The sequence below is a fragment of the Enterobacter sp. 01-M-03-SI-ECC genome (genome assembly GCF_047530215.1).
GTDB lineage: Bacteria > Pseudomonadota > Gammaproteobacteria > Enterobacterales > Enterobacteriaceae > Enterobacter > Enterobacter chengduensis.
The window spans coordinates 38944-60918 of record NZ_JBLKDA010000026.1 but is presented as its reverse complement, the minus strand read 5'-3'; the positions used below and the strand labels follow the sequence as shown (position 1 = coordinate 60918).

The following is a 21975-nucleotide window of genomic DNA, read 5'->3' as shown; positions in this document are numbered from 1 at the left end:
ATGAAAGCCTTTCGCTGGTGTGTATTAGCAGCGGTGATGCTGGTGGCGCTTCCTCTTCGCGCCGCCTGCACCTGGCCTGCCTGGGAGCAGTTTAAAAAGGACTACATCAGCGAGGGCGGGCGCGTCATCGATCCCAGCGACACGCGCAAAATTACGACCTCGGAAGGGCAAAGCTACGCCCTGTTCTTTGCCCTGGCGGCGAACGATCGCAAAGCCTTTGACCAGATGCTGACGTGGACGCGCGATAATCTTGCCAGCGGCGATCTCAACGAGCATCTGCCTGCCTGGCTTTGGGGGCAGAAAGAGAAAGAGACGTGGGCGGTGATCGATACTAACTCCGCCTCTGACGCCGATATCTGGATTGCCTGGTCTCTGCTCGAAGCGGGCCGGCTGTGGAAACATCCCGATTATACCCGCACGGGCCAGGCGCTGCTGAAACGCATTGCCAGCGAAGAGGTGGTGAAAGTGCCGGGGCTTGGCGCAATGCTGCTTCCGGGTAAAGTCGGTTTTGCCGACGAACACGCCTGGCGCTTTAACCCCAGCTATCTTCCTCCGCAGCTGGCGGCTTATTTCACGCGTTTTGGTACCCCGTGGAGCCAGCTGCGTGAAACCAATCTGCGGCTGCTGCTTGAAAGCGCGCCGAAGGGATTCTCGCCGGACTGGGTGCAGTATCAGAAAAACAGTGGCTGGCAGCTACAGCAGGATAAAGCGCTGTTGGGAGGCTATGACGCCATCCGCGTTTATCTCTGGGTAGGCATGATGAGTGATAACGATCCTCAGAAAGCCCGTCTGCTGACCCGCTTCCAGCCGATGGCGGCAAAGACAATAAAACGGAATCTGCCGCCGGAGAAAGTGGATGTGGCGACGGGGAAACGTACCGGCGACGGCCCGGTCGGATTCTCTGCCGCTATGCTGCCGTTTTTACAACAGCGTGACGCTCAGGCGGTTCAGCGCCAGCGCGTTGCGGACCATTTTCCCGATAACGATGCCTATTACAGCTACGTCCTGACTCTCTTTGGGCAGGGATGGGATCAGCATCGTTTTCGCTTCACCGCAAAAGGTGAATTAATACCGGATTGGGGCCAGGAATGCGCAAGTTCACAGTAAATCTACTCACTTTATCGCTTGGCCTGGCGCTTATGCCGTGGGCCCAGGCCGCCAACTCTCCGCAGCAGAAACAGCTGCTGGAGCAGGTCCGGCTGGGCGAATCGACACAGCGTGAGGATTTGGTTCGTCAGTCGCTCTATCGTCTTGAGCTGATTGACCCGAACAACCCTGACGTCATTGCCGCCCGCTTTCGCTACCTGCTGCGCCAGGGCGATAACGCCGGCGCGCAAAAAGAGCTGGATCGCCTGAAGGGGATCGCGCCGGGGTCGAGTGCGTACCAGTCGTCGCGCAGCACGATGATGCTTTCCACGCCGGATGGCCGCCAGCAGCTCCAGCAGGCGCGATTGCTCGCCACCACGGGGCACACGCAGGAGGCCATTGCCGCCTATGACAAGCTGTTTGACGGCAATCCGCCGGGCGGCGACGTGGCGACGGAATACTGGAACGTCGTGGCAAAAGACCCTGCTCGCCGGAATGAGGCCATAAACCAGCTCAAGAAAATCAATGCCAGCAGCCCAGGCAATACGCAGCTGCAGGCAACGCTGTCCCAGCTTTTGTTCCAGAGCGGACGCCGTGATGAAGGCTTTGCGGTATTGCAGGAGATGGCCAAATCGAACAATGGCCGTAACCAGGCGTCTGATATGTGGTATGACCAAATTAAAGGCCAGCCTGCCAGCAGCGCCAGCGTCAGCGCGCTGCAAAAATACCTGAGCGTCTTCAGCGACGGCGACAGCGTCACCGCGGCGCGTGCCCAGCTTGAAGCGCAGCAAAAACAGCTCGCCGATCCGGCGTTCCGTGCGAAAGCGGAAGGGCTGGCGGCGGTGGATGCCGGGCAGGGCAGTAAGGCGGTGGCCGAGCTGCAAAAGGCCGTCAGCGCCAACCATGCCGACAGCGAAGCGGTGGGCGCCCTTGGACAGGCATATTCCCAAAAAGGCGACCGCGCCCGCGCGGTGGCCCAGTTTGAAAAGGCGATTGCCCTCGATCCCCAGAGCGACAACCGGGGTAAATGGGACAGCCTGCTGAAGGTTAACCGCTACTGGCTGCTGATCCAGCAGGGCGATGCCGCGCTGAAGGCCAATAACCCGGCGCAGGCGGAGCGCTACTATCAGCAGGCACGCAGCGTCGACAATACCGACAGCTATGCCGTGCTGGGGCTGGGAGATGCCGCGGCGGCGCGTAAAGATAACGACGCGGCGGAACGCTATTACCGTCAGGCGCTGCGCATGGACAGCGGCAACAGCAATGCGGTTCGCGGCCTGGCCAATATTTACCGCGCGCAGTCGCCGGAGAAGGCTTCACAGTTTATCCAGTCTCTCTCCGCCAGCCAGCGCCGAAGCATAGATGATATTGAACGTAGCCTGACCAACGAGCAGCTTTCCGCCCAGGCAGAACAGCTGGAGAATCAGGGGAAATACGCCCAGGCGGCAGAGATCCAGCGTCGTCGTCTGGCGCTCTCTCCCGGCGACGTGTGGATAACCTATCGTCTCTCGCGCGATCTCTACAGCGCGGGTCAGCGCAGCCAGGCGGATACCCTGATGCGTCAGCTTGCCAGCCAGAAACCGTCCGACCCGGATCAGGTGTATGCCAACGGGCTCTATCTTTCCGGAAACGACCAGGACCGCGCCGCGCTGGCGCATCTGGACACGCTACCGCGCAGCCAGTGGAACGGCAATATTCAGGAGCTTGCCAACCGCCTGCAAAGCAACCAGGTGCTGGAAACCGCCAACCGTCTGCGCGACGGCGGCAAAGAGCAGGACGCAGAGAATCTTCTTCGTCAGCAGCCAACCTCTACCCGCATCGACCTGACGCTGGCGGACTGGGCGCAGCAGCGTGGCGATCTGAACGCGGCGAAAACGACGTACAGCGCCGTTCTGCAGCGTGAGCCGCAGAACGAAGACGCGATCCTCGGCCTGACAGAGATTTACAGCGCGCAGGGTAACAAAGATGCCGCGCGCGCAGAGCTGGCGAAACTGCCCGCCGCGCAAAACGGCCAGCCGCCGTCGCTCAACATGCAGCGCCGAATCGCGATGGCGCAGGCAGGGCTGGGCGATTCCGCTGCCGCCGAGCAGACCTTCAATAAAATCATTCCGCAGGCTAAATCGCAGCCCGGATCCATGGAAAACGCGCTGGTGCTACGTGATGCCGCGCGTTTCCAGGCGCAAAACGGGCAGCCTCAGCAGGCGCTGGACACCTATAAAGATGCGATGGTGTCGTCCGGCATCACGACGACCCGTCCGGCCGACAACGATAGCTTCACCCGTCTGACGCGTAATGATGAGAAGGACGACTGGCTGAAGCGCGGCGTGCGGAGTGATGCCGGTGATTTGTACCGTCAGCAGGACGTAAACGTCACGCTGCAGCACGACTACTGGGGCTCCAGCGGTACGGGCGGCTATTCCGATCTGAAAGCCCATACCACCATGCTGCAGGTCGATGCCCCGCTGTCTGACGGGCGGATGTTCTTCAGAAGCGATCTGGTCAATATGGATGCCGGTTCGTTTGCAACGAAAGACGGTACATACGACCCCAACTGGGGGACCTGCTCCGCGACGCCGTGTAGCGGCAACACCCATCAGTCCGACAACGGCGCGAGCGTTGCCGTTGGCTGGCAGAACAAAACCTGGTCGATGGATATTGGTACCACGCCGATGGGCTTTGACGTCGTCGACGTGGTGGGTGGCATCAGCTACAGCAGCGATCTCGGTCCCATCGGCTATACCGTTAACGCTCATCGTCGGCCCATCTCCAGCTCTCTGCTGGCCTTTGGCGGGCAAAAAGATACCAACACCGGCACCACCTGGGGCGGCGTCCGTGCCACCGGTGGCGGCGTAAGCCTGAGCTACGACAAAGGGGAGGCGAACGGCGTCTGGTCAAGCCTGAACGCGGAAACGCTGACGGGTAAAAATGTGGAAGATAACTGGCGCGTCCGCTGGATGACGGGTTACTACTACAAGCTCATTAATAAAAACAACGAGCGCCTGACGGTGGGCGTCTCCAATATGCTCTGGCATTACGACAAAGACCTGAGTGGTTATACCCTGGGCCAGGGCGGCTATTACAGCCCGCAGGAGTATGTCTCCTTCGCACTGCCGGTGACCTGGCGTAAACGCACGGAAAACTGGTCCTGGGAGCTGGGTGGCTCGGTCTCCTGGTCTCATTCTAAGACGAATGACGAGCTGCGCTACCCGATCCAGAATTTGATCCCGACCGATGAGCCAGACCGCTATACCGACCGGGGCACGATGGAAACCGGCAGCAGTTCCTCAGGTACGGGCTATACCGCGCGGGCCATTATCGAACGCCGCGTAACGTCCAACTGGTTTGTGGGCATGGGCGTGGATATTCAGCAAGCGAAAGACTATACCCCAAGCCATGCGCTGATTTACGTGCGTTACTCTGCCGCAGGCTGGCAGGGCGATATGGACTTACCGCCGCAGCCGCTCACCCCTTACGCGGACTGGTAATCGGATTTTCCTTAATCCATTTGTAAGTCTCTCTTAATAGCGCAGCAATCGGGTATACTCAGGCGCGCCAGGTTTACACCCTGGCGCGCCCTGCGCTTCGAGTTTTTGTGGAGAGTCATTTTGCGTGTCAGCCGTTCCTTAACGATCAAACAGATGGCGATGGTTTCTGCCGTTACCCTGCTGTTTGTCCTGCTCTTCTGCGTAATTTTGCTGTTTCATTCCGTACAGCAGAATCGCTATAACACGGCTTCGCAGTTAGAAAGTATCGCCCGCTCGGTACGCGGCCCGCTTTCCGCCTCTATCCTGAAAGGGGATATTCCCGAAGCGGAAACCATTTTAAAACGCATTCAGCCTGCCGGCGTCGTTAGCCGCGCCGACGTCGTCTTGCCTAACCAGTTTCAGGCGCTGCGGATGAGCTTTATCCCGGAACGCCCCGTCCCGATGATGGTGATGCGCCTTTTTGAACTCCCGGTGCAAATTTCGCTGCCCGTTTATTCACTCGAACGCCCTGCCAATCCGCAGCCGCTGGCCTACCTGGTATTACAGGCGGACTCCTACCGCATGTATAAATTCGTCATGAGCTGGGTTGTTACGTTAGTGACCACTTGCTTACTTATGACGCTAATCCTCAGCGTGGCGCTCACCTGGTGCATCAACCGGCTGATTGTTCATCCGCTGCGCCGTATCGCCCGCGAGCTGAATACCCTTGCGCCGCAGGATCAGATGGGACACCAGCTTGAGCTGCCGCGTCTGCACCATGACGACGAGATCGGCATGCTGGTGCGCAGCTACAACCTCAACCAGCAGCGCATCCAGCGCCAGCAGGATGAGCTGAGCAGTAGCGCCACCCGTTTTCCGGTGTCGGAACTGCCCAATAAAGCGTTCCTGATGGCGATGCTGGAGCAAACCGTAGAGCGCCAGCAAACCACGGCGCTGATGGTCATTGCCTGTGAAACCCTGCAGGACACGGCTGGGGTACTGCAGGAGAGCCAGCGCGAAATGCTGCTGCTCACCCTGGTGGAGAAGATCAAGTCTGTCCTTTCCCCGCGCATGGTGCTGACCCAGGTTAGCGGTTACGACCTGGTGGTGATTGCCAACGGCGTCAAAGAACCCTGGCATGCGATCACGTTAGGTCAGCAAGTACTCACTGTCATTAATGAGCGGCTGCCGGTTCAGGGTATCCAGCTTCGCCCAAGCGCCAGTATCGGGATTGCCATGTTCTATGGCGATCTGACCGCGGAACAGCTTTATCGCCGCGCGTTCTCGGCGGCGTTTACCGCCCGGCGCAAAGGCAAAAATCAGATCCAGTTCTTCGACCCGGAGCAGATGGAAAAGGCACAGCAGCGTCTGACGGAAGAGAGCGACATCCTGACCGCGCTGGATAACCGCCAGTTTGCCCTCTGGCTGCAGCCGCAGGTGGATCTGCGGACGGGAGAGGTGAAAAGCGCCGAGGCGCTGCTGCGCGTGCAGCAGCCGGATGGTTCATGGGCGCTGCCGGAAGGGCTGATTGAGCGCATCGAGTCCTGCGGCCTGATGGTCACCGTCGGCTACTGGGTGCTGGAGGAGTCCTGCCGTCAGCTTGCCGCCTGGCAGGCGCGCGGCGTGACGCTGCCGCTGTCGGTCAACCTGTCTGCCCTGCAGCTTATGCACCCCACCATGGTTTCAGAGATGCTGGAGCTTACCCATCGTTACCGAATCAAGCCTGATACGTTAACCCTGGAAGTGACGGAGAGCCGACGCATTGACGACCCTAATGAGGCGGTGGCGATCCTGAAACCGCTGCGTAACGCCGGGATTCGCATTGCGCTGGACGATTTCGGCATGGGATACGCCGGGCTGCGCCAGCTTCAGCACATGAAAACCCTGCCGGTGGACGTGCTCAAAATTGACAAAGCGTTTGTTGACGGTCTGCCGGGCGACTGCAGCATGGTGCAGGCGATTATCCAGATGGCGCGCAGCCTCAACCTCCATCTTATTGCCGAGGGAATTGAAACCGACGCACAGCGCGCATGGCTGGCAGAGGCGGGCGTGGAGAGCGGGCAAGGCTTCCTTTTTGCCCCCGCAGTTCCTTCGGATGTCTTTGAACAACGATACCTTTCTGGTGCTGACAATAACGCAAAAGTGTAATTTTGTTGCTGGCTTGTGCGAGCCAGCTCAAAGTTCTTAACATTTGTGTTTCAAATTTGAACTGAGTTTATTTCTGTCCTGTTATGTGGGTGTTATTTTAAAGCCGCAGGTTAACCATAACCTTACAAAGCCTGTGGTTTTTCTTCCCAAGGACACCTTATGAAAACCTCACTCTTCAAAAGTCTTTATTTCCAGGTCCTGACAGCCATCGCCATCGGTATTCTGCTGGGGCACTATTACCCTGAACTGGGCGCGCAAATGAAACCGCTTGGCGACGCGTTCGTTAAGCTCATTAAAATGGTCATCGCTCCGGTGATCTTCTGTACCGTCGTGACGGGCATCGCTGGCATGGAAAGCATGAAGGCGGTAGGGCGTACCGGTGCAGTGGCGCTTCTCTATTTTGAAGTGGTCAGTACCCTTGCGCTGATTATCGGTCTGATCATCGTCAACGTGGTGCAGCCAGGCGCGGGGATGAACGTCGACCCGTCGACGCTCGATGCCAAAGCGGTGGCGGTCTATGCCGAGCAGGCGAAGGATCAGGGCGTGGTCGCCTTCCTGCTGGACGTCATTCCGGGTAGCGTCATTGGCGCGTTTGCCAGCGGAAACATCCTCCAGGTGCTGCTGTTCGCCGTGATGTTTGGCTTTGCCCTGCACCGTCTGGGCAGCAAAGGCCAGCTTATCTTTAACGTGATCGAAAGCTTCTCCCAGGTCATTTTCGGCATCATCAATATGATCATGCGCCTGGCGCCCATCGGGGCCTTCGGTGCGATGGCCTTCACCATCGGTAAGTATGGCGTCGGTACGCTGGTGCAGCTGGGCCAGCTGATTATCTGCTTCTATATCACCTGTATTCTTTTCGTGGTGGTGGTGCTGGGCTCCATCGCCCGCGCGACGGGCTTCAGCATCTTCAAATTTATCCGGTACATCCGCGAAGAACTGCTGATTGTTCTGGGCACCTCCTCGTCGGAATCGGCGCTGCCGCGCATGCTCGACAAGATGGAGAAGCTCGGATGCCGTAAATCGGTGGTCGGGCTGGTGATCCCGACGGGCTACTCCTTCAACCTGGACGGCACGTCGATCTACCTGACCATGGCGGCGGTGTTCATCGCGCAGGCGACCAACAGCCATATGGATATTTTCCATCAGATTACCCTGCTGGTGGTGCTGCTGCTCTCCTCTAAAGGTGCGGCAGGCGTAACGGGCAGCGGCTTTATCGTGCTGGCAGCCACCATTTCCGCTGTCGGTCACCTGCCGGTAGCAGGTCTGGCGCTGATTCTCGGTATTGACCGTTTCATGTCAGAGGCGCGCGCGTTAACCAACCTGGTGGGTAACGGCGTGGCGACGGTGGTGGTGGCGAAATGGGTGAAAGAGCTGGATCACAAAAAGCTCGACGATACCCTGAATAATCGTTCAACTGACAGCAAAAATCCTGGCTTATCCTCTTAATCTTGTCACAAATGCCCGTATTCCCTTGTCGGAGTGCGGGCTCCTGCGCATAATAACTGTTCGTACCTGTCATAATTCGACAAGATTTTTTTTGGGTATATTTCACTTCGGACCGTGACGTTTTGCCGAACGCGCGGTCTAATCGACGTGTTTTCATCGTCATCTTTAAGAGTGAAGCGCGTCGCGAGGCACTCTTTTTTAACCAGGAATGTTGATCAGGGGTTCACATGCAGGGCACAAAAATTCGACTCTTAACCGGCGGTTTGCTGATGATGGCAGCAGCCAGTTATGTGCAGGCAGATGCGCTCCAGCCAGACCCGGCCTGGCAACAAGGGACATTAGCGAATGGTTTTCAGTGGCAGGTGTTAGCCACGCCGCAGCGTCCCAGTGACCGTATTGAAATCCGTCTGTCCATCAATACCGGCTCCCTTACGGAGAGCACCCAGCAAACCGGTTTTAGCCACTTTATTCCCCGGCTGGCGCTCACGCAGAGCGGCAGTCTGCAAGCGGTTCAGGTGCGTTCGCTCTGGCAGCAGGCCATCGATCCGAAACGCCCGCTCCCTCCGGCTGTTGTCTCGTACGACTACACCATGTTTAACCTGAGCCTGCCTAATAACCGTAACGACCTGCTTAAAGAAGCGCTGACGTATCTCTCCGATGCCTCTGGCAATCTGGCCATCACGCCGGACACCATCAATTACGCGTTGAGCAACAGCGACATGGTGGCGACCTGGCCTGCGGATACCAAAGAGGCCGCGTGGCGCTACCGCCTGAAAGGCTCCACGCTGCTGGGTCACGATCCGGCTGAGCCATTGAAGCAGCCGGTGGATGCCGGGCAGGTCAAATCGTTCTACCAGAAATGGTACACCCCTGACGCGATGACGCTGATCGTGGTCGGCAATGTGGATAGCCGTGCGGTGGTTGAGCAGATCAACAAAGCGTTTGGCGAGCTGAAAGGCAAGCGTGAAACGCCTGCGCCAGTTCCGACACTCTCTCCGCTGCCCGTTGCGCCTGTCAGCATCATGACTGACACCGTGCGTCAGGACCGGCTCTCCGTCATGTGGGACAACGCCTGGCAGCCCATTCGCGAGTCCGCGGCGCTGCTGCGCTACTGGCGTGCCGACCTGGCGCGTGAGGCGCTGTTCTGGCACGTACAGCAGACCCTGAGCAAAAACAACGTGAAGAATATTGCCCTTGGCTTTGACTGCCGCGTGCTGTTCCAGCGCGCGCAATGTGCCATTAACGTTGAATCCCCGGGCGATAAGCTGAATGGGAATCTGGGCGTGGTTGCGAAAGAGCTGGCAAAAGTGCGTAAAGAGGGCCTCCCTGAAGAGGAGTTCAACGCGCTGGTGGCGCAGAAAAAACTGGAGCTGCAGAAGCTGTTTGCTACGTACGCGCGTGCCGATACCGATATTCTCATCAGCCAGCGTATTCGTTCCCTGCAGAATCAGGTTGTCGATATTGCGCCGGAACAGTACCAGAAGCTTCGTCAGGACTTCCTGAACGGCCTGACCGTGGATATGCTCAACCAGGATTTACGTCAGCAGCTGTCGCAGGATATGGCGTTGATTCTTCTGCAGCCGAAAGGCGAGCCGGAATATGACATGAAGGAACTGCAAAACACCTGGGATTCCATCATGACTTCCGCGCCGCAGCCGGCGACCGCAGCGGATGATCTGCACCCGGACGCGACGGATATTCCGCAAGGGCAGTAATTCCCTCACCCCGGCCCTCTCCCCAAAGGGGAGAGGGTGTTCAAATTCCCCTCTCCCCTATGGGGAGAGGGTTAGGGTGAGGGGTTATACAGGCATCGCCTCGCGCGGAATAATCGCCCCGCGATACTGAATCACGGTGCTGGCCGTGAGGTGCCCACGCCGGGCCGCCGCTTCCGGCGTTCCACCCGTCAGACGAACCGCCAGATAACCCGCGCTGAATGAATCGCCTGCCGCCGTGGTATCAATCACCTTCTCTTTGGCAAGCTTCACCGCCGGAACCTCAACCACCGCGTCACCCGCCACCGCGACCAGGCACGACTCCGCGCCGCGCTTAATCACTACTTCGCTTACGCCTGCCGCCTGCGTGCGTGCAATCACCTCTTCAACCGGCTTCTCTCCCCACAGCGCGTCTTCATCGTCGAGCGTCAGGAAGGCGATGTCGGTGCACTGCAGCATCTGCTGATAGACCTGCTGCGTCTCTTCACGGCTGGCCCACAGGCGCGGGCGGTAGTTATTGTCGAAAATAACCTTACCGCCGTTGGCACGACACGCGCGCAGCAGCGAGAGCAACTTTTCACGGCTGTCAGGGCTGAGGATTGCCAGGCTGATCCCGCTCAGATAGAGATAGTCGAAGGTGGCCAGCTTCTGGCAGATGGCCGCGGCCGCGTCGCTCTCCAGCCAGAACTTTGCCGCAGCTTCGTTACGCCAGTAATAAAACGTGCGTTCACCGGTGCTGTCGGTTTCGATGTAGTAAAGCCCCGGTAGGCGGTTTTCCATACGCTGAATCAGCGACGTTTCAACATGTTCGCTCTGCCAGGCCTCCAGCATTTGCTGGCTGAAGCTGTCCGTGCCCAGGGCGGTAACGTAGCTCACGGTGAGCGCCTCAGGCGCAACCTGACGGGCAATATAAACGGACGTATTTAACGTATCGCCACCGAATCCGCGGCTGACTTCCGCGCCTTTTTGTGACAGCTCAATCATGCATTCGCCAATCACGGCAATTTTTTTGGACATAGTCGTGAACCTGAACAGAAGAATTATCAGCAGTGTGCGCTGAGTGAATTAACCGGTCAACTATATTAAAACAGCGTTCCATTATTTTATTTGAGCCAGCGCGTATTCCCGCGCATTTCTGTCATCTTAATTTCATTTTCGCGGTGAATTGAACATAAAGTTCTCAATTGTCGCGCCGATAATCCTGTGACGAGTCCAGAAAGGCTATCCCAACAACAGGACATCTGAAATGAAGTCAGAGCAGGTTATCCAGCGGCTGAGCACTACGCCTGAGGCAAGTATTGAGAACTTGCAGGAGCATCGCTACTGGCTGCAATGCGAGCGTGCGTACACCTATCAGCCCATCTACCGAACAGACGGTCGACTGATGGCCATTGAAATTTTGACCGTCGTGACGCATCCCTCCAACCCTACCCAGCGCATCGCGCCGGATCGCTATTTTGCCGAAGTTGCCGTTCGCCAGCGTCTGGACGTGCTGGAAGAGCAGCTTCGTATGCTGGCGACGAAGCACGCTTTTTTCGAACAGCACAATATCCTCGCCTCGGTGAACGTCGATGGCCCAACCCTGCTGGCGCTGCGGCAGAACGCGAAACTGCAGGAGCTTATAGCCACCCTGCCGTGGATGCGATTTGAGCTGGTGGAGCACGTCCGTCTGCCGCAGGATTCCTCGTTTGCTTCCATATGCGAGTACGGCCCGCTGTGGCTGGACGACTTTGGCACCGGCATGGCGAACTTCTCCGCCCTGAGCGAAGTACGTTACGACTACATTAAAGTGGCCCGCGATCTGTTCATTATGCTGCGTCAGACCCCGGAAGGGCGGAATCTGTTTACGCTGTTATTACAGCTGATGAACCGCTATTGCCAGGGCGTGATTGTTGAAGGTGTAGAAACGCTGGAAGAGTGGCGCGATGTGCAAAACTCTCCCGCAGCGGCGGCGCAAGGCTATTATCTCTCTCGCCCGGTACCCATGGATCGCCTCGATAACGTGATAACAACCCTCTGATAAGCCCGCTTCCCTTTGTCTGGACTATAGTTTTACAGAACAGGTCATCAGGAAAGGGGATAAAAATGACAAGAACAACCAGGGTGATCTCCTGGACAGCAGGGATTTTCTTGTTGTTGATCGTGGTCGTCGCCATCATCATTGCGACGTTTGACTGGAACCGTCTCAAGCCGACCATCAACCAGAAAGTCTCAACCGAACTGAACCGCCCCTTCGCCATACGCGGCGATTTAGGGGTGGTATGGGAGCGCCAGAAAGAGGAGCCCGGCTGGCGAAGCTGGATCCCCTGGCCACACGTTCATGCCGACGACATCATTCTCGGCAACCCGCCGGATATCCCGGACGTCACCATGATCCACCTGCCGCGCGTCGAGGCCACGCTGGCTCCGCTGGCGCTCTTCACCAAAACCGTCTATCTGCCGTGGATCAAACTTCAGCAGCCGGATGCGCGCCTGATTAGACTCTCAGAAAAAAACAACAACTGGACGTTTAATCTGGCCAGCGACGGCGAAAAAGATCCGAATGCCCAGCCTTCTTCCTGGTCATTCCGTCTCGACAATATTCTCTTCGATCGCGGGCGGATCGCCATCGACGATAAGGTCAGCAAGGCCGACGTGGAGATCCTGGTCGATCCGCTGGGCAAGCCGCTGCCGTTTAGCGAGGTCACGGGCACGAAAGCCAAAGGCGACAAGGCAAGCGTAGGCGATTATGTCTTCGGCCTGACGGCGAAAGGGCGCTACAACGACCAGCCGCTCAGCGGTAAAGGGAAAATCGGCGGCATGCTGGCGCTGCGCAGCGAAGGCTCGCCGTTCCCGGTACAGGCGGACTTCCGTTCCGGTAACACCCGCGTGGCGTTCGTGGGCACGGTTAACGACCCGATGAACATGGGCGGCGTAGACCTGCAGCTGAAATTTGCCGGTGATTCGCTGGGCGAGCTGTATGACCTCACCGGCGTACTGCTGCCGGATACCCCGCCGTTCGAAACGGACGGGCATCTGGTCGCTAAAATCGACACCGAAAAATCGTCCGTTTTTGACTACCGGGATTTTAACGGCCGGATCGGCGACAGCGACATCCACGGCACGCTGACCTACACGACTGGAAAACCGCGCCCGAAACTGGAAGGGGATGTCGAGTCCCGACAGCTGCGGCTGGCCGATCTCGGCCCGCTGATTGGCGTAAATTCGGGCAAAGGCACAAAGTCCAAAGAGGTCAAAAAGGACGTTCAGCCCGCGGGTAAAGTTTTGCCTTACGATCGCTTCGAAACCGACAAATGGAACGTGATGGATGCCGATGTGCGCTTCAAAGGCGGAAAAATTGAGCATGGCAGCACGCTGCCGATCAGCAATCTTTCGACCCATATTCTCCTCAAAAATGCCGATCTGCGCCTGCAGCCGCTGAAGTTCGGCATGGCGGGCGGGACGATTTCCTCCAACATTCACCTGGAAGGCGATAAGAAGCCGATGCAGGGACGGGCGGAGATCCAGGCGCGTCGATTGAAGCTGAAAGAGCTGATGCCGAACGTCGAGCTGATGCAGAAAACCCTCGGTGAAATGAACGGTGATGCCGACATCCGCGGCGTGGGGAACTCGGTAGCGGCGCTGCTGGGCAGCGGCAACGGTAACCTGAAGCTGCTGATGAACGACGGGCTGGTGAGCCGAAACCTGATGGAGATCCTGGGGCTGAACGTGGGCAACTTTGTCATCGGGCAAATCTTCGGTGATGACGAGGTGCGGGTGAACTGTGCGGCGGCCAATCTGGACCTGGTCAACGGCGTGGCGCGTCCGCAGATTTTTGCCTTCGACACGGAAAACGCGGTGATCAACGTGACCGGTACCGCCAGCATGGCCTCGGAGCAGCTGGATTTGACCATCGATCCGGAAAGCAAGGGGATCCGCATCATCACCCTGCGCTCGCCGCTTTACGTGCGCGGCACCTTTAAAAATCCGCAGGCGGGCGTGAAGCCCGGGCCGCTGATTGCGCGCGGCGCGGTGGCTGCGGCCCTTGCAACGCTGGTCACCCCGGCCGCAGCGCTGCTGGCGCTGGTTTCGCCGTCAGAAGGTGAGGCGAACCAGTGCCGGACCATTTTGTCGCAGATGAAGAAGTAAGGTGAGGCCTGTTTTTGCAGGGTGGCGCTGCGCTTACCCGGCCTACATGTGAATCGTAGGCCGGGTAAGTCGTAGGCGCCACCCGGCGTTAGCTTACAGCGCCTGGTGCTTAGTCTCGTGCGTCAGCAGCAGCGCAATCAGCGTCAGCACTGCCATCGCCGCCAGATAAACCCCCACATAGAACAGACCGTAGTTCGCCTGCAGCCAGGTGGCGATATACGGCGCAACGGACGCGCCCAGAATGGACGCGACGTTATAGGAGAACGACGCGCCGGTATAACGTACTTCCGTCGGGAACAGCTCGGGCAGCAGCGCGCCCATCGGGCCGAATGTCAGCCCCATCAGGCTCAGGCCAATCAGCAGATAGGCCATCACCAGCGCCGGGCTGCCTGAACCCAGCAGCGGCGGGAAGACGAACAGGGCAAACAGAACGATCAGCGTGGTGATGGTAATCATGCTCGCGCGGCGACCGAACTTATCGGCCAGCAGGCCCGCAATCGGCACCATTACGCCAAACCCGATCACCGCCATCATCAGCATCCACAGCACTTCGTTACGCGGCAGCCCCAGCCCAACCGGCGCGGCGGCGGTGCTGAACGTCATGGAGTAGACGGTCATGATGTAGAACAGCGTATAGGTTGCCAGCATGATAAACGTGCCCAGCACGGTCACGCGGACGTGTTTGGTCAGCAGCGTACCGAGCGGCACCTTCACCTGCTTGTTTGCCGCGGCCACTTTGGCGAACACCGGCGTTTCATGCAGGGAAACGCGCACATACAGGCCAATCAGCACCAGTACGGCTGAGAAGATAAACGGAATACGCCAGCCCCAGCTCATGAACTGTTCATCCGTCAGCAGCCAGGAGAGCAGCAGGAACGTCCCGTTGGCAAAGAAGAAGCCAATCGGTGCGCCAAGCTGCGGGAAGGAACCATACAGCGCGCGCTTGCGCGCCGGGGCGTTCTCGGTGGCCAGCAGCGCCGCGCCGCCCCATTCACCGCCCAGCCCCAGACCCTGACCAAAACGCGCCAGCGCCAGCAGGACCGGCGCCAGAATGCCGATGGTTTCATAGGTCGGCAGCAGGCCGATGGCGACGGTGGAGATGCCCATCGTCAGCAGCGAGGCCACCAGGGTAACTTTGCGGCCAACGCGATCGCCAAAGTGTCCAAACAGCGCTGAGCCAATCGGACGCGCGACAAACGCAATCGCAAAGGTCGCCAGAGACTGCAGCGTGGCCGCCGTCGGGTCGCCCTGCGGGAAGAAAATATGCGGGAAGACGATGACCGCCGCGGTGGCGTAAATGTAAAAGTCGAAGAACTCAATGGCGGTGCCAATCAGCGAGGCGACGACAACTTTATTGCGCGAATTTACCGGAACGTTTTCCGTTTCTGAGGCGAGTGTGGTGGCGGTTGCTTGCATAATATTTTCTTATTTTTGTCGAACGAAAGGCCATATTACGCACAGCAAAAGCGACATTTCAATCTGTAACAAAGTCGTGGCGTGGTCATAAAAACAACAAAAAGCGGATAATTTTCAGACCAGCCAAAACAAGTCTATGAAATGCTTCACAGATTTTAAATGTTAGTCAATTAAACTGGTTTTCGGTTAAATAAAAGTTACGGACTGGATTTATATGCTGAAATGATGAAGCGGGCTGAAATTTCAGCCCGCGAGCGGGGTTACCGGTGTGTTTTGCCCGGCATTCGTGGGTCGTCTCTGTACTCGGCGGTGGCTATCCACGCCGCGCAGAACAGGGTCAAACGCGCGAAGAAGTAGAAGAACGCCATCAGCCCCAGCACCGAGCCAAAAGCCGCGCCGGAAGGGGATTTCACCAGTGACGGCAGCGTGTAGGTCATCACGATTTTAATCACCTCAAAGCCGATCGCCGCAATCAGCGTGCCGCGGATCAGCGCCTTCTTACGCGGACGATGGCGGGGCAAGCGCCAGAAGATCCAGAAGAACAGCAGGTAGTTGGCGAAGATGGAAATCGCCAGCCCAATGCCGCGCCAGGCGGGCTTCAGCCATTCGATGTAGTCAAGATAGAGCGCGGAGATGATCATCTGCTGCGCCGAGCCCGCCACCGAGGTAATGGAAAGCGTCACGATGAGCGCGACCAGCAGGCCTATCAGCGACACAAAATCGCGGAGATACTTCACCCAAATTTTCTCCTGATCCTGCGGCTTACGCTCCCAGACGTCGCGCGACTGGGCGCGAATGGCCTCGCGCAGGTTGCCCATCCAGTTAACGCCGGAATAAAGGGCGATCAGCAAGCCGACGATGCCGACGGTAGTACGCTGCTGAACGGCGGTATTGATGGTGCTTTTGAGCGTGCCGGCAAGGGTCGGGTCGCTGACGTTATTCAGGATCTTATTGAAGATATCCTGCAGCAGCGTCGGGTGCGACGCGAGTACAAAACCGGCCGCCGCAAACGACACCATCAGGATCGGGATCATCGACAGGAAGGAAAAATAGGTGATGGCCGCACCAAACTGGTTCCCCATGCGGTCATTGAAGCGTTCGGTCGCGCGTATCAGATGCGCAACCATGGGGAACTGCTGAATTCTCGCGGCGATGCCGGTGACGGTCCCCAGCGCTTTGCTGGCGGTGCCTGGCGTTTTGGCCTCCTCAGGCCCGGTTTCCATCTTTTTGACGGGTTCGTACTCTAAATGTTGGGTGGGTCGTTGCGGGTTCTTTTCCGACGTCACGCGTCTTTTCCTTTTCGTTTGGCTGGATGTGTTTTTGAAGTATAGCCTGCGGCTAGTCCACGTAAGCTTTTGTGAGCTCAGTCAGCCACTCCATGAACAGATGTACCCGGCGGGAGAGGTTGCGCCGGTGGGGATAAATCAGGGAAACCGGCATCGGTTCGGCCCGATATTGCGGGAGGATCTCAATGAGTTTCTTCGCGCGCAGTAAATCACGTACCCCCACCCGCGGGACCTGAATAATGCCCAGCCCGGCAAGACAGGCGGCCTGGTAAGTTTCCGTGCTGTTGACGGTCAACACCCCGCCCGTTTTTACCCACTGCGCCGCGCTGCCGTTATAAAACTCAAATCCCTGGGGGCGAGTTCCCAGCATCGCGGCGTAGTGGATCACGGCGTGCGAGCCTAAATCATCCAGCGTTTCCGGGTAGCCAAATCGCGCCAGATAATCCGGACTGGCGCAGTTAATCACCGTCAGCCTGCCCAGCGGGCGTGCAATCAGCCCTGAATCCTTCAGCGTGCCGACGCGGACGACGCAATCAAACCCTTCGCGGATCACGTCCACCAGACGATCGCTGCTGCTGAGTTCCAGTTCAATGCCCGGATACTGCTGCAGAAAAGCGGGCAGTTTGGGTATGACTAAATTTCGAGCAACGGCGACGGGCATATCCACGCGAAGCCGACCGCTGATGCTTGAGGGATCGTGCTGAAACAGTCCGTCGAGCTCATCAAGGTTTGCCAGCAGATCTTTTGCCCGCTCGTAATAGACCATGCCGTCCTGCGTCAGGCTGACGCGGCGCGTGGTGCGGTGCAATAGCTGGGTGCCAAGCCGGTTTTCCAGCGCCTGAATTTGCCGCGACACGCTGCCTTTCGGCAGGGTGAGCGTTTCTGCCGCGCGGGAAAAACTCTCCAGCTCCGCGACGCGGACGAATAGCTGCATTGCGTGAATTTTATCCATAGAGGAAGCTCATTGTTGTTGCTACTGAAACAGTGAAGCGCTTTTGTCCATCTTTATTGATTTTCTATCACCTAATAAGCTCTATCTCAATCTCCATAACAGCCAAAACGAGGTTTATGATGAGCGAACGTATTGCATTAGTGACGGGTGGTAGCCGTGGTTTGGGTAAAAACGCGGCGTTGAAGCTGGCGGCAGACGGCACGGGAATTATCCTGACCTACAACCGTAGCCAGCAGGAAGCGCTGGACGTTGTGCATGAAATTCAGAAAAAAGGCGTCAACGCAGCGGCATTACAGCTTAACGTCGGGGATATCGCGCGTTTTGATGATTTTGCCCGACAGCTTCAGGAAACCCTTAAGACCGTCTGGCAGCGCGACACTTTTGACTATTTATTGAACAATGCCGGAACGGGTTTATATGCGCCCTACGCCGACACGACGGAAGCCCAGTTTGATGAGGCGCTGAACATTCATTTCAAAGGACCGTTCTTCCTGACCCAGCGCCTGCTGCCGCTGCTCAACGACGGAGGACGGATCCTGAACGTCTCCAGCGGGCTGGCCCGCTTTACCCAGCCGGGCTCGGGAACCTACGCGGCCATGAAGGGGGCGATGGAGGTGCTGACGCGTTATCAGGCGAAAGAGCTGGGCGCGCGCGGGATTTCCGTCAACATCATCGCGCCTGGCGCGATTGAAACCGACTTTGGCGGCGGACGCGTGCGCGACAACGCGGAGCTGAACAAGCTGCTGGCCTCGCAGACGGCGCTGGGACGCGTGGGGCTGCCGGACGATATTGGCGATGCCATTGCGGCACTGCTCAGCGATAAGCTGGGCTGGATGAATGCGCAACGTATTGAAGTCTCAGGCGGTATGTTCCTGTAATGCAGGGTCTTAAGGGGAAGGAACCCCCTTAAGGATTTCCTTAATGCGGATGTGTCCAAATACGGACAGATATAAAGAACACCGAGGGATTTGTAACGTCTCCATTCGTTGAGTTTTTTCTTAAATACCCCCTCTGTAGAATCCCCCTTCGTTATTATCAGAGGGAGAAAACCGATGCGAGTAATCATGTTTGACAGGCAGTCACTCTTTATTCACGGAGCGATACACAGTCTTCAGGCGTTAATTCCGGAAATAGATATGACAGGGACCTGTCAGGCAGACGATTTATGGACGCAGGTTTCCGCTTCGCCGTCAGCTATCGTCATGATTGACGGCAATGTTATCCAGGACGACGGGATTGCCCTGCTGGAAGAGATGACGCAACGCTTTCCGGCGATACGCGTAATTTTGGTTTTGGCGAAAAAAGAGGCCAGATGGGTGGAGCAATTGCGCCAGCGAAACGTCATGGCGATTATTCCCCGAAATGCCCGTCCCGAGCGGTTTTCCGCCGTGCTGGATTCGGTATCCCGAGGGATGGTCTGTTTTCCCGGCGAGTGGGTTGAAGAGCCGTCGTCGCCTCAGGCGTTATCATCCCTGAGCGAGCGTCAGCGCGACGTGTTGAAACTGCTGGCAGCGGGGGAGTCAAACAAAGAGATTGGTCGCAATCTCAACATCAGCGCGGCCACGGTAAAAGCGCACCTCGAAGCGCTTTTCCGTCGACTGGACGTGAAAAACAGAACGCAGGCGGCGCTCTACTATAGCCGTGCGACGGCCTGAAAAAGCGCGTTTGGAAGCGAAGGCAGCCCGGCGAAACTGAATATCATCATAACCAGCGCATCATGCTGCTGTTGGGTTAAGGGACGGGCCACGCTTTCCCGCAGCAGCGCCTCACAACGATGAATATCGTCATGCAGCAGTTCTTCTGCCTCGGATGGCGTGACGGGGCCGTGAAATTGCGCCCGATCGCGGATGACGTGGCCATAGCCGATAACCCATAATCCGCTTTCGTCGCGATATTTCTCCAGAGAAAGACCCTGATGTTTTTTTATTAACGTAATGGCGGCAGAAGATATTTTCAGCCCATGACCTTTCATATTCAATTCCTCTTAATAGCGACACTGTAGAGGAAACGACGTTCGAGAAATATCCGCCAAATGGCCGTTGATCAGGAATTATTATTCAGGTATTCATGCTGTAATAAACCAAATAGCCAGTCATTCTGCCAGCGCCCCGCAAGGTAATAACTCTCGCGTAATTCACCTTCCAGACGAAAGCCGGTTTTTTCCAGCAGGCGTCTTGAAGCCACATTTCCCGCGGTGACGGTTGCGGTGAGTCGACGTATCCCGCCCTGATGAAAAGCGTAATCGCAAAGCGCTTTCAGGGATTCAAAGCCGTAACCTTTCCCCTGCGCGGCGGGTGCGAAAAGGAAGCCCACTTCGGCGCAGTCCGCCTCCCGATGAATATACCCGGTCACGCCCAGCGGGGCCTGCGAGGCTGCGTCACGTACGACGAGGCAAAGCCAGTGCGTGCTGCCGGGCACCCAGGGCGTCAGGCGCGCATCAAACGCCTCGCGGATCGCCGCGACGGGGCGGTCTTGCGCCACAAAGCGCATCACGTCGGGATGCTGCTGCAATGCCAGAAAAAAGGGCCAGTCTTGTTCCTGCAGGGGCGAACAGGCCAGGCGAGGGGTAATTAAAACCGGCATTCGGATTCTCCTGAAACATTTTAAATGATTTTAGGGTTGTCACTTTATTTCAACAGAAAGTCAGGTATGGTTAACCGCGTATAAATAAAAAGAAAAAAGGCCGTCACGCGCCCATTTCGGATGTCTTCGCTGTCGCTTAAGGAAAACAATGACTCTCAGCACATCACATCATATTCGCGAACAGTTCGAACACTGTCTGGCGGTCATTCGCCAGGCGTCGGTGGAAATTTTGCTCCTTTTGAATGTACATGCTTCCGAGGGCAAAGATCCACGCTGGTTCCTGGAACAGCTCGACAGCGCGCGATTAGCTTTGGGCGGCTGGGGAGCCGTGGCGAAAAAACTCAACCTGAATGATGCCGAGATGTCGGAATTTACGCTCCAGCTGCGTCTGCTGCAGCAGCGCGTTCCGCAGTATGAAAGCGGACAGGACGTGAGCGAAAACCAGCTGATAGCGGCGATGCGGTTTGTGACCGCGCTGGAACATCTTCGCCTGCAGCAGCCGCTGTTGACCTACAGCACTGACCTGGCGCCGGGAAGCGAGCTTCAGCAGCAGCAGGCGCACAAGCAGGTGCGCGCGATAGAGCTGATGATTAAAGGGCTTATCCAGCAGGCCTGGCCCGATCAGGTCAAGCTGAACAACCATCTTAAGACCCTGTTTAATGCCGATCGCGTCCGGCGCTGGCTGAAGCTTGGCGAGATCAACGATGTGCTGAGCGGCATGATGTTCAGCGAACTGGCGCAGATGCTGGTCGATAAAAAAGAGTTCAGCCGCTATTACGCTTCTTTGTTCAGGGATCCGTCCATGCTGACGCTGCTGGTTGAACCGCGCAAAACGCTGCAAACCTTCCTTGATGACATTCGGCAGATCCGCAACAGCATCACCGTTCAGAAAACGCTAAGCTCGGCGCAAATTCAGCTGCTGGATAACTACTACGCACAGATTGCACGACCCGTTCAACGGGCGTTTGAAGAGGGGAGAACCCGCGTCAATCCCGCCGGATTCATGGCGGTCGATGCCAGCGAACTGCATACCTTCTGGGAAAAGGCGCAGAAAATGGATCGGGTCACCGGTGGAGATCTGTTCGAGGTCCGAGACACCATTGAAAAACCGACCCAGCGCGCGCCGCGCACCCCGGAACAGCGCGAGCAGCTCATCTCCGGCGCGCTGTGGGGGGCGGTTGGCGTGATGGTGATTGCCATCGTGGCGGGGGGATTCTGGCTGGTGACCAGCAGCAAACCGCAGCCTGCAACCGCCCGGGCGGCAGAAGCGGCGGCTCCCCAGGAAATGCGCGAGACGCCTTCCTCGCGCGAAACGCTCACGCGCATGGGCGTAACCTGGGATGAGAATAACTTCCGCTCGGCCGTTAACCGCAACGATACCCGCGTGGTGCAGCTTTTTTTACAGGGGGGAATGGACTGGAAGCTGTCCTGGACCGAGGAGGCGATGTCTGCCGGGCATGATGATGTGCTGGAGCTGATGTTACGCTATCGGCAGAACATGGTAGAAGAGAAGCCGTGTCGTCGTTTTATTAACACGCTTAGCCACGCGATGTCGAACGGCGAGTCGCTGACCTCGGTGCGTAAAGAGTATCTCAAAGCTTTCTGCACCGTGCCAGCCGTGGTGAAACGCCAGCAGCACAATCTCGATATGGCCACACGCCGCGCGCAGTCACAGCCGGATGCCAGCAACAAAAAATGGCAGTCTATCCAGACGGCCATTTATGAGGTGATCCGCTAACATTTTTTCCCTCTCC

The 21975-nt window shown here is 57.5% G+C and carries 16 protein-coding genes; 10 read left to right on the top strand and 6 right to left on the bottom strand.

Features of this window, described 5'->3' with window-relative positions:
* The 5 genes from bcsZ to ACMWKK_RS20215 all read left to right on the top strand — a co-directional run bounded on the left by bcsZ (window position 1) and on the right by ACMWKK_RS20215 (window position 9859).
* Window positions 1-1107, top strand: a complete 1107-nt coding sequence (bcsZ, locus tag ACMWKK_RS20235) for a cellulose synthase complex periplasmic endoglucanase BcsZ (protein WP_112781394.1) — start codon at window positions 1-3, stop codon at window positions 1105-1107.
* Window positions 1089-4571 carry a cellulose synthase complex outer membrane protein BcsC gene (bcsC, locus tag ACMWKK_RS20230; RefSeq protein ID WP_112781393.1) on the top strand — a complete coding sequence of 1161 codons (3483 nt, stop codon included), beginning with the start codon at window positions 1089-1091 and terminating at the stop codon, window positions 4569-4571. Before bcsZ ends, bcsC begins: the two co-directional genes overlap by 19 nt.
* Before the next feature lie 120 nt (window positions 4572-4691).
* Window positions 4692-6698: a biofilm formation regulator HmsP gene (gene hmsP, locus ACMWKK_RS20225; RefSeq protein WP_112781392.1), complete on the top strand. Its 2007-nt coding sequence runs from the start codon at window positions 4692-4694 to the stop codon at window positions 6696-6698.
* A 159-nt stretch (window positions 6699-6857) separates the two neighbouring features.
* Window positions 6858-8144 carry a dicarboxylate/amino acid:cation symporter gene (locus tag ACMWKK_RS20220; RefSeq protein WP_045331333.1) on the top strand — a complete coding sequence of 429 codons (1287 nt, stop codon included), beginning with the start codon at window positions 6858-6860 and terminating at the stop codon, window positions 8142-8144.
* Between the two features lie 227 nt (window positions 8145-8371).
* Window positions 8372-9859: a M16 family metallopeptidase gene (locus tag ACMWKK_RS20215; RefSeq protein WP_112781391.1), complete on the top strand. Its 1488-nt coding sequence runs from the start codon at window positions 8372-8374 to the stop codon at window positions 9857-9859.
* Window positions 9860-9943: 84 nt separating this feature from the next.
* Here the strand turns inward: ACMWKK_RS20215 and ACMWKK_RS20210 are convergent, their stop codons facing one another.
* Window positions 9944-10873 (bottom strand): sugar kinase, encoded by a 930-nt coding sequence (locus ACMWKK_RS20210; protein WP_112781390.1) that lies wholly within the window; start codon window positions 10871-10873, stop codon window positions 9944-9946.
* A 229-nt stretch (window positions 10874-11102) separates the two neighbouring features.
* Between ACMWKK_RS20210 and pdeH the strand changes: the two genes are divergently transcribed.
* Window positions 11103-11876 carry a cyclic-guanylate-specific phosphodiesterase gene (gene pdeH / locus ACMWKK_RS20205; protein WP_045331327.1) on the top strand — a complete coding sequence of 258 codons (774 nt, stop codon included), beginning with the start codon at window positions 11103-11105 and terminating at the stop codon, window positions 11874-11876.
* Window positions 11877-11941: 65 nt separating this feature from the next.
* Complete coding sequence (locus ACMWKK_RS20200) at window positions 11942-13984, top strand: AsmA family protein (protein WP_112781389.1); 2043 nt, start codon at window positions 11942-11944, stop codon at window positions 13982-13984.
* 93 nt (window positions 13985-14077) lie between these two features.
* Here the strand turns inward: ACMWKK_RS20200 and ACMWKK_RS20195 are convergent, their stop codons facing one another.
* From ACMWKK_RS20195 to ACMWKK_RS20185, 3 genes are all read right to left on the bottom strand, one after another.
* A complete protein-coding gene (locus tag ACMWKK_RS20195) occupies window positions 14078-15400 on the bottom strand; it encodes an MFS transporter (protein WP_045331323.1) in 1323 nt (440 codons plus the stop codon).
* Window positions 15401-15660: 260 nt separating this feature from the next.
* Window positions 15661-16686, bottom strand: a complete 1026-nt coding sequence (yhjD, locus tag ACMWKK_RS20190) for an inner membrane protein YhjD (protein ID WP_045331321.1) — start codon at window positions 16684-16686, stop codon at window positions 15661-15663.
* A 52-nt stretch (window positions 16687-16738) separates the two neighbouring features.
* Window positions 16739-17638 (bottom strand): LysR family transcriptional regulator, encoded by a 900-nt coding sequence (locus ACMWKK_RS20185; protein ID WP_112781388.1) that lies wholly within the window; start codon window positions 17636-17638, stop codon window positions 16739-16741.
* A 119-nt stretch (window positions 17639-17757) separates the two neighbouring features.
* Here ACMWKK_RS20185 and ACMWKK_RS20180 point away from each other — a divergent pair, with 119 nt between their 5' ends.
* Window positions 17758-18516: an SDR family NAD(P)-dependent oxidoreductase gene (locus ACMWKK_RS20180; RefSeq protein WP_112781387.1), complete on the top strand. Its 759-nt coding sequence runs from the start codon at window positions 17758-17760 to the stop codon at window positions 18514-18516.
* Window positions 18517-18690: 174 nt separating this feature from the next.
* Entirely contained in the window at window positions 18691-19293 is a 603-nt protein-coding gene (locus ACMWKK_RS20175; RefSeq protein ID WP_045331316.1) for a response regulator transcription factor, read from the top strand.
* Here ACMWKK_RS20175 and ACMWKK_RS20170 read toward each other — a convergent pair.
* Window positions 19272-19610, bottom strand: coding sequence for a lysozyme (locus ACMWKK_RS20170; RefSeq protein ID WP_112781386.1), 339 nt, complete (start codon window positions 19608-19610; stop codon window positions 19272-19274). The genes ACMWKK_RS20175 and ACMWKK_RS20170 overlap by 22 nt on opposite strands.
* 71 nt (window positions 19611-19681) lie before the next feature.
* Window positions 19682-20221, bottom strand: a complete 540-nt coding sequence (locus ACMWKK_RS20165) for a GNAT family N-acetyltransferase (RefSeq protein ID WP_112781385.1) — start codon at window positions 20219-20221, stop codon at window positions 19682-19684.
* A gap of 148 nt (window positions 20222-20369) precedes the next feature.
* Here ACMWKK_RS20165 and ACMWKK_RS20160 point away from each other — a divergent pair, with 148 nt between their 5' ends.
* Entirely contained in the window at window positions 20370-21959 is a 1590-nt protein-coding gene (locus ACMWKK_RS20160) for an STY4199 family HEPN domain-containing protein (protein ID WP_112781384.1), read from the top strand.
* The last annotated feature ends 16 nt before the right edge of the window (window positions 21960-21975 follow it).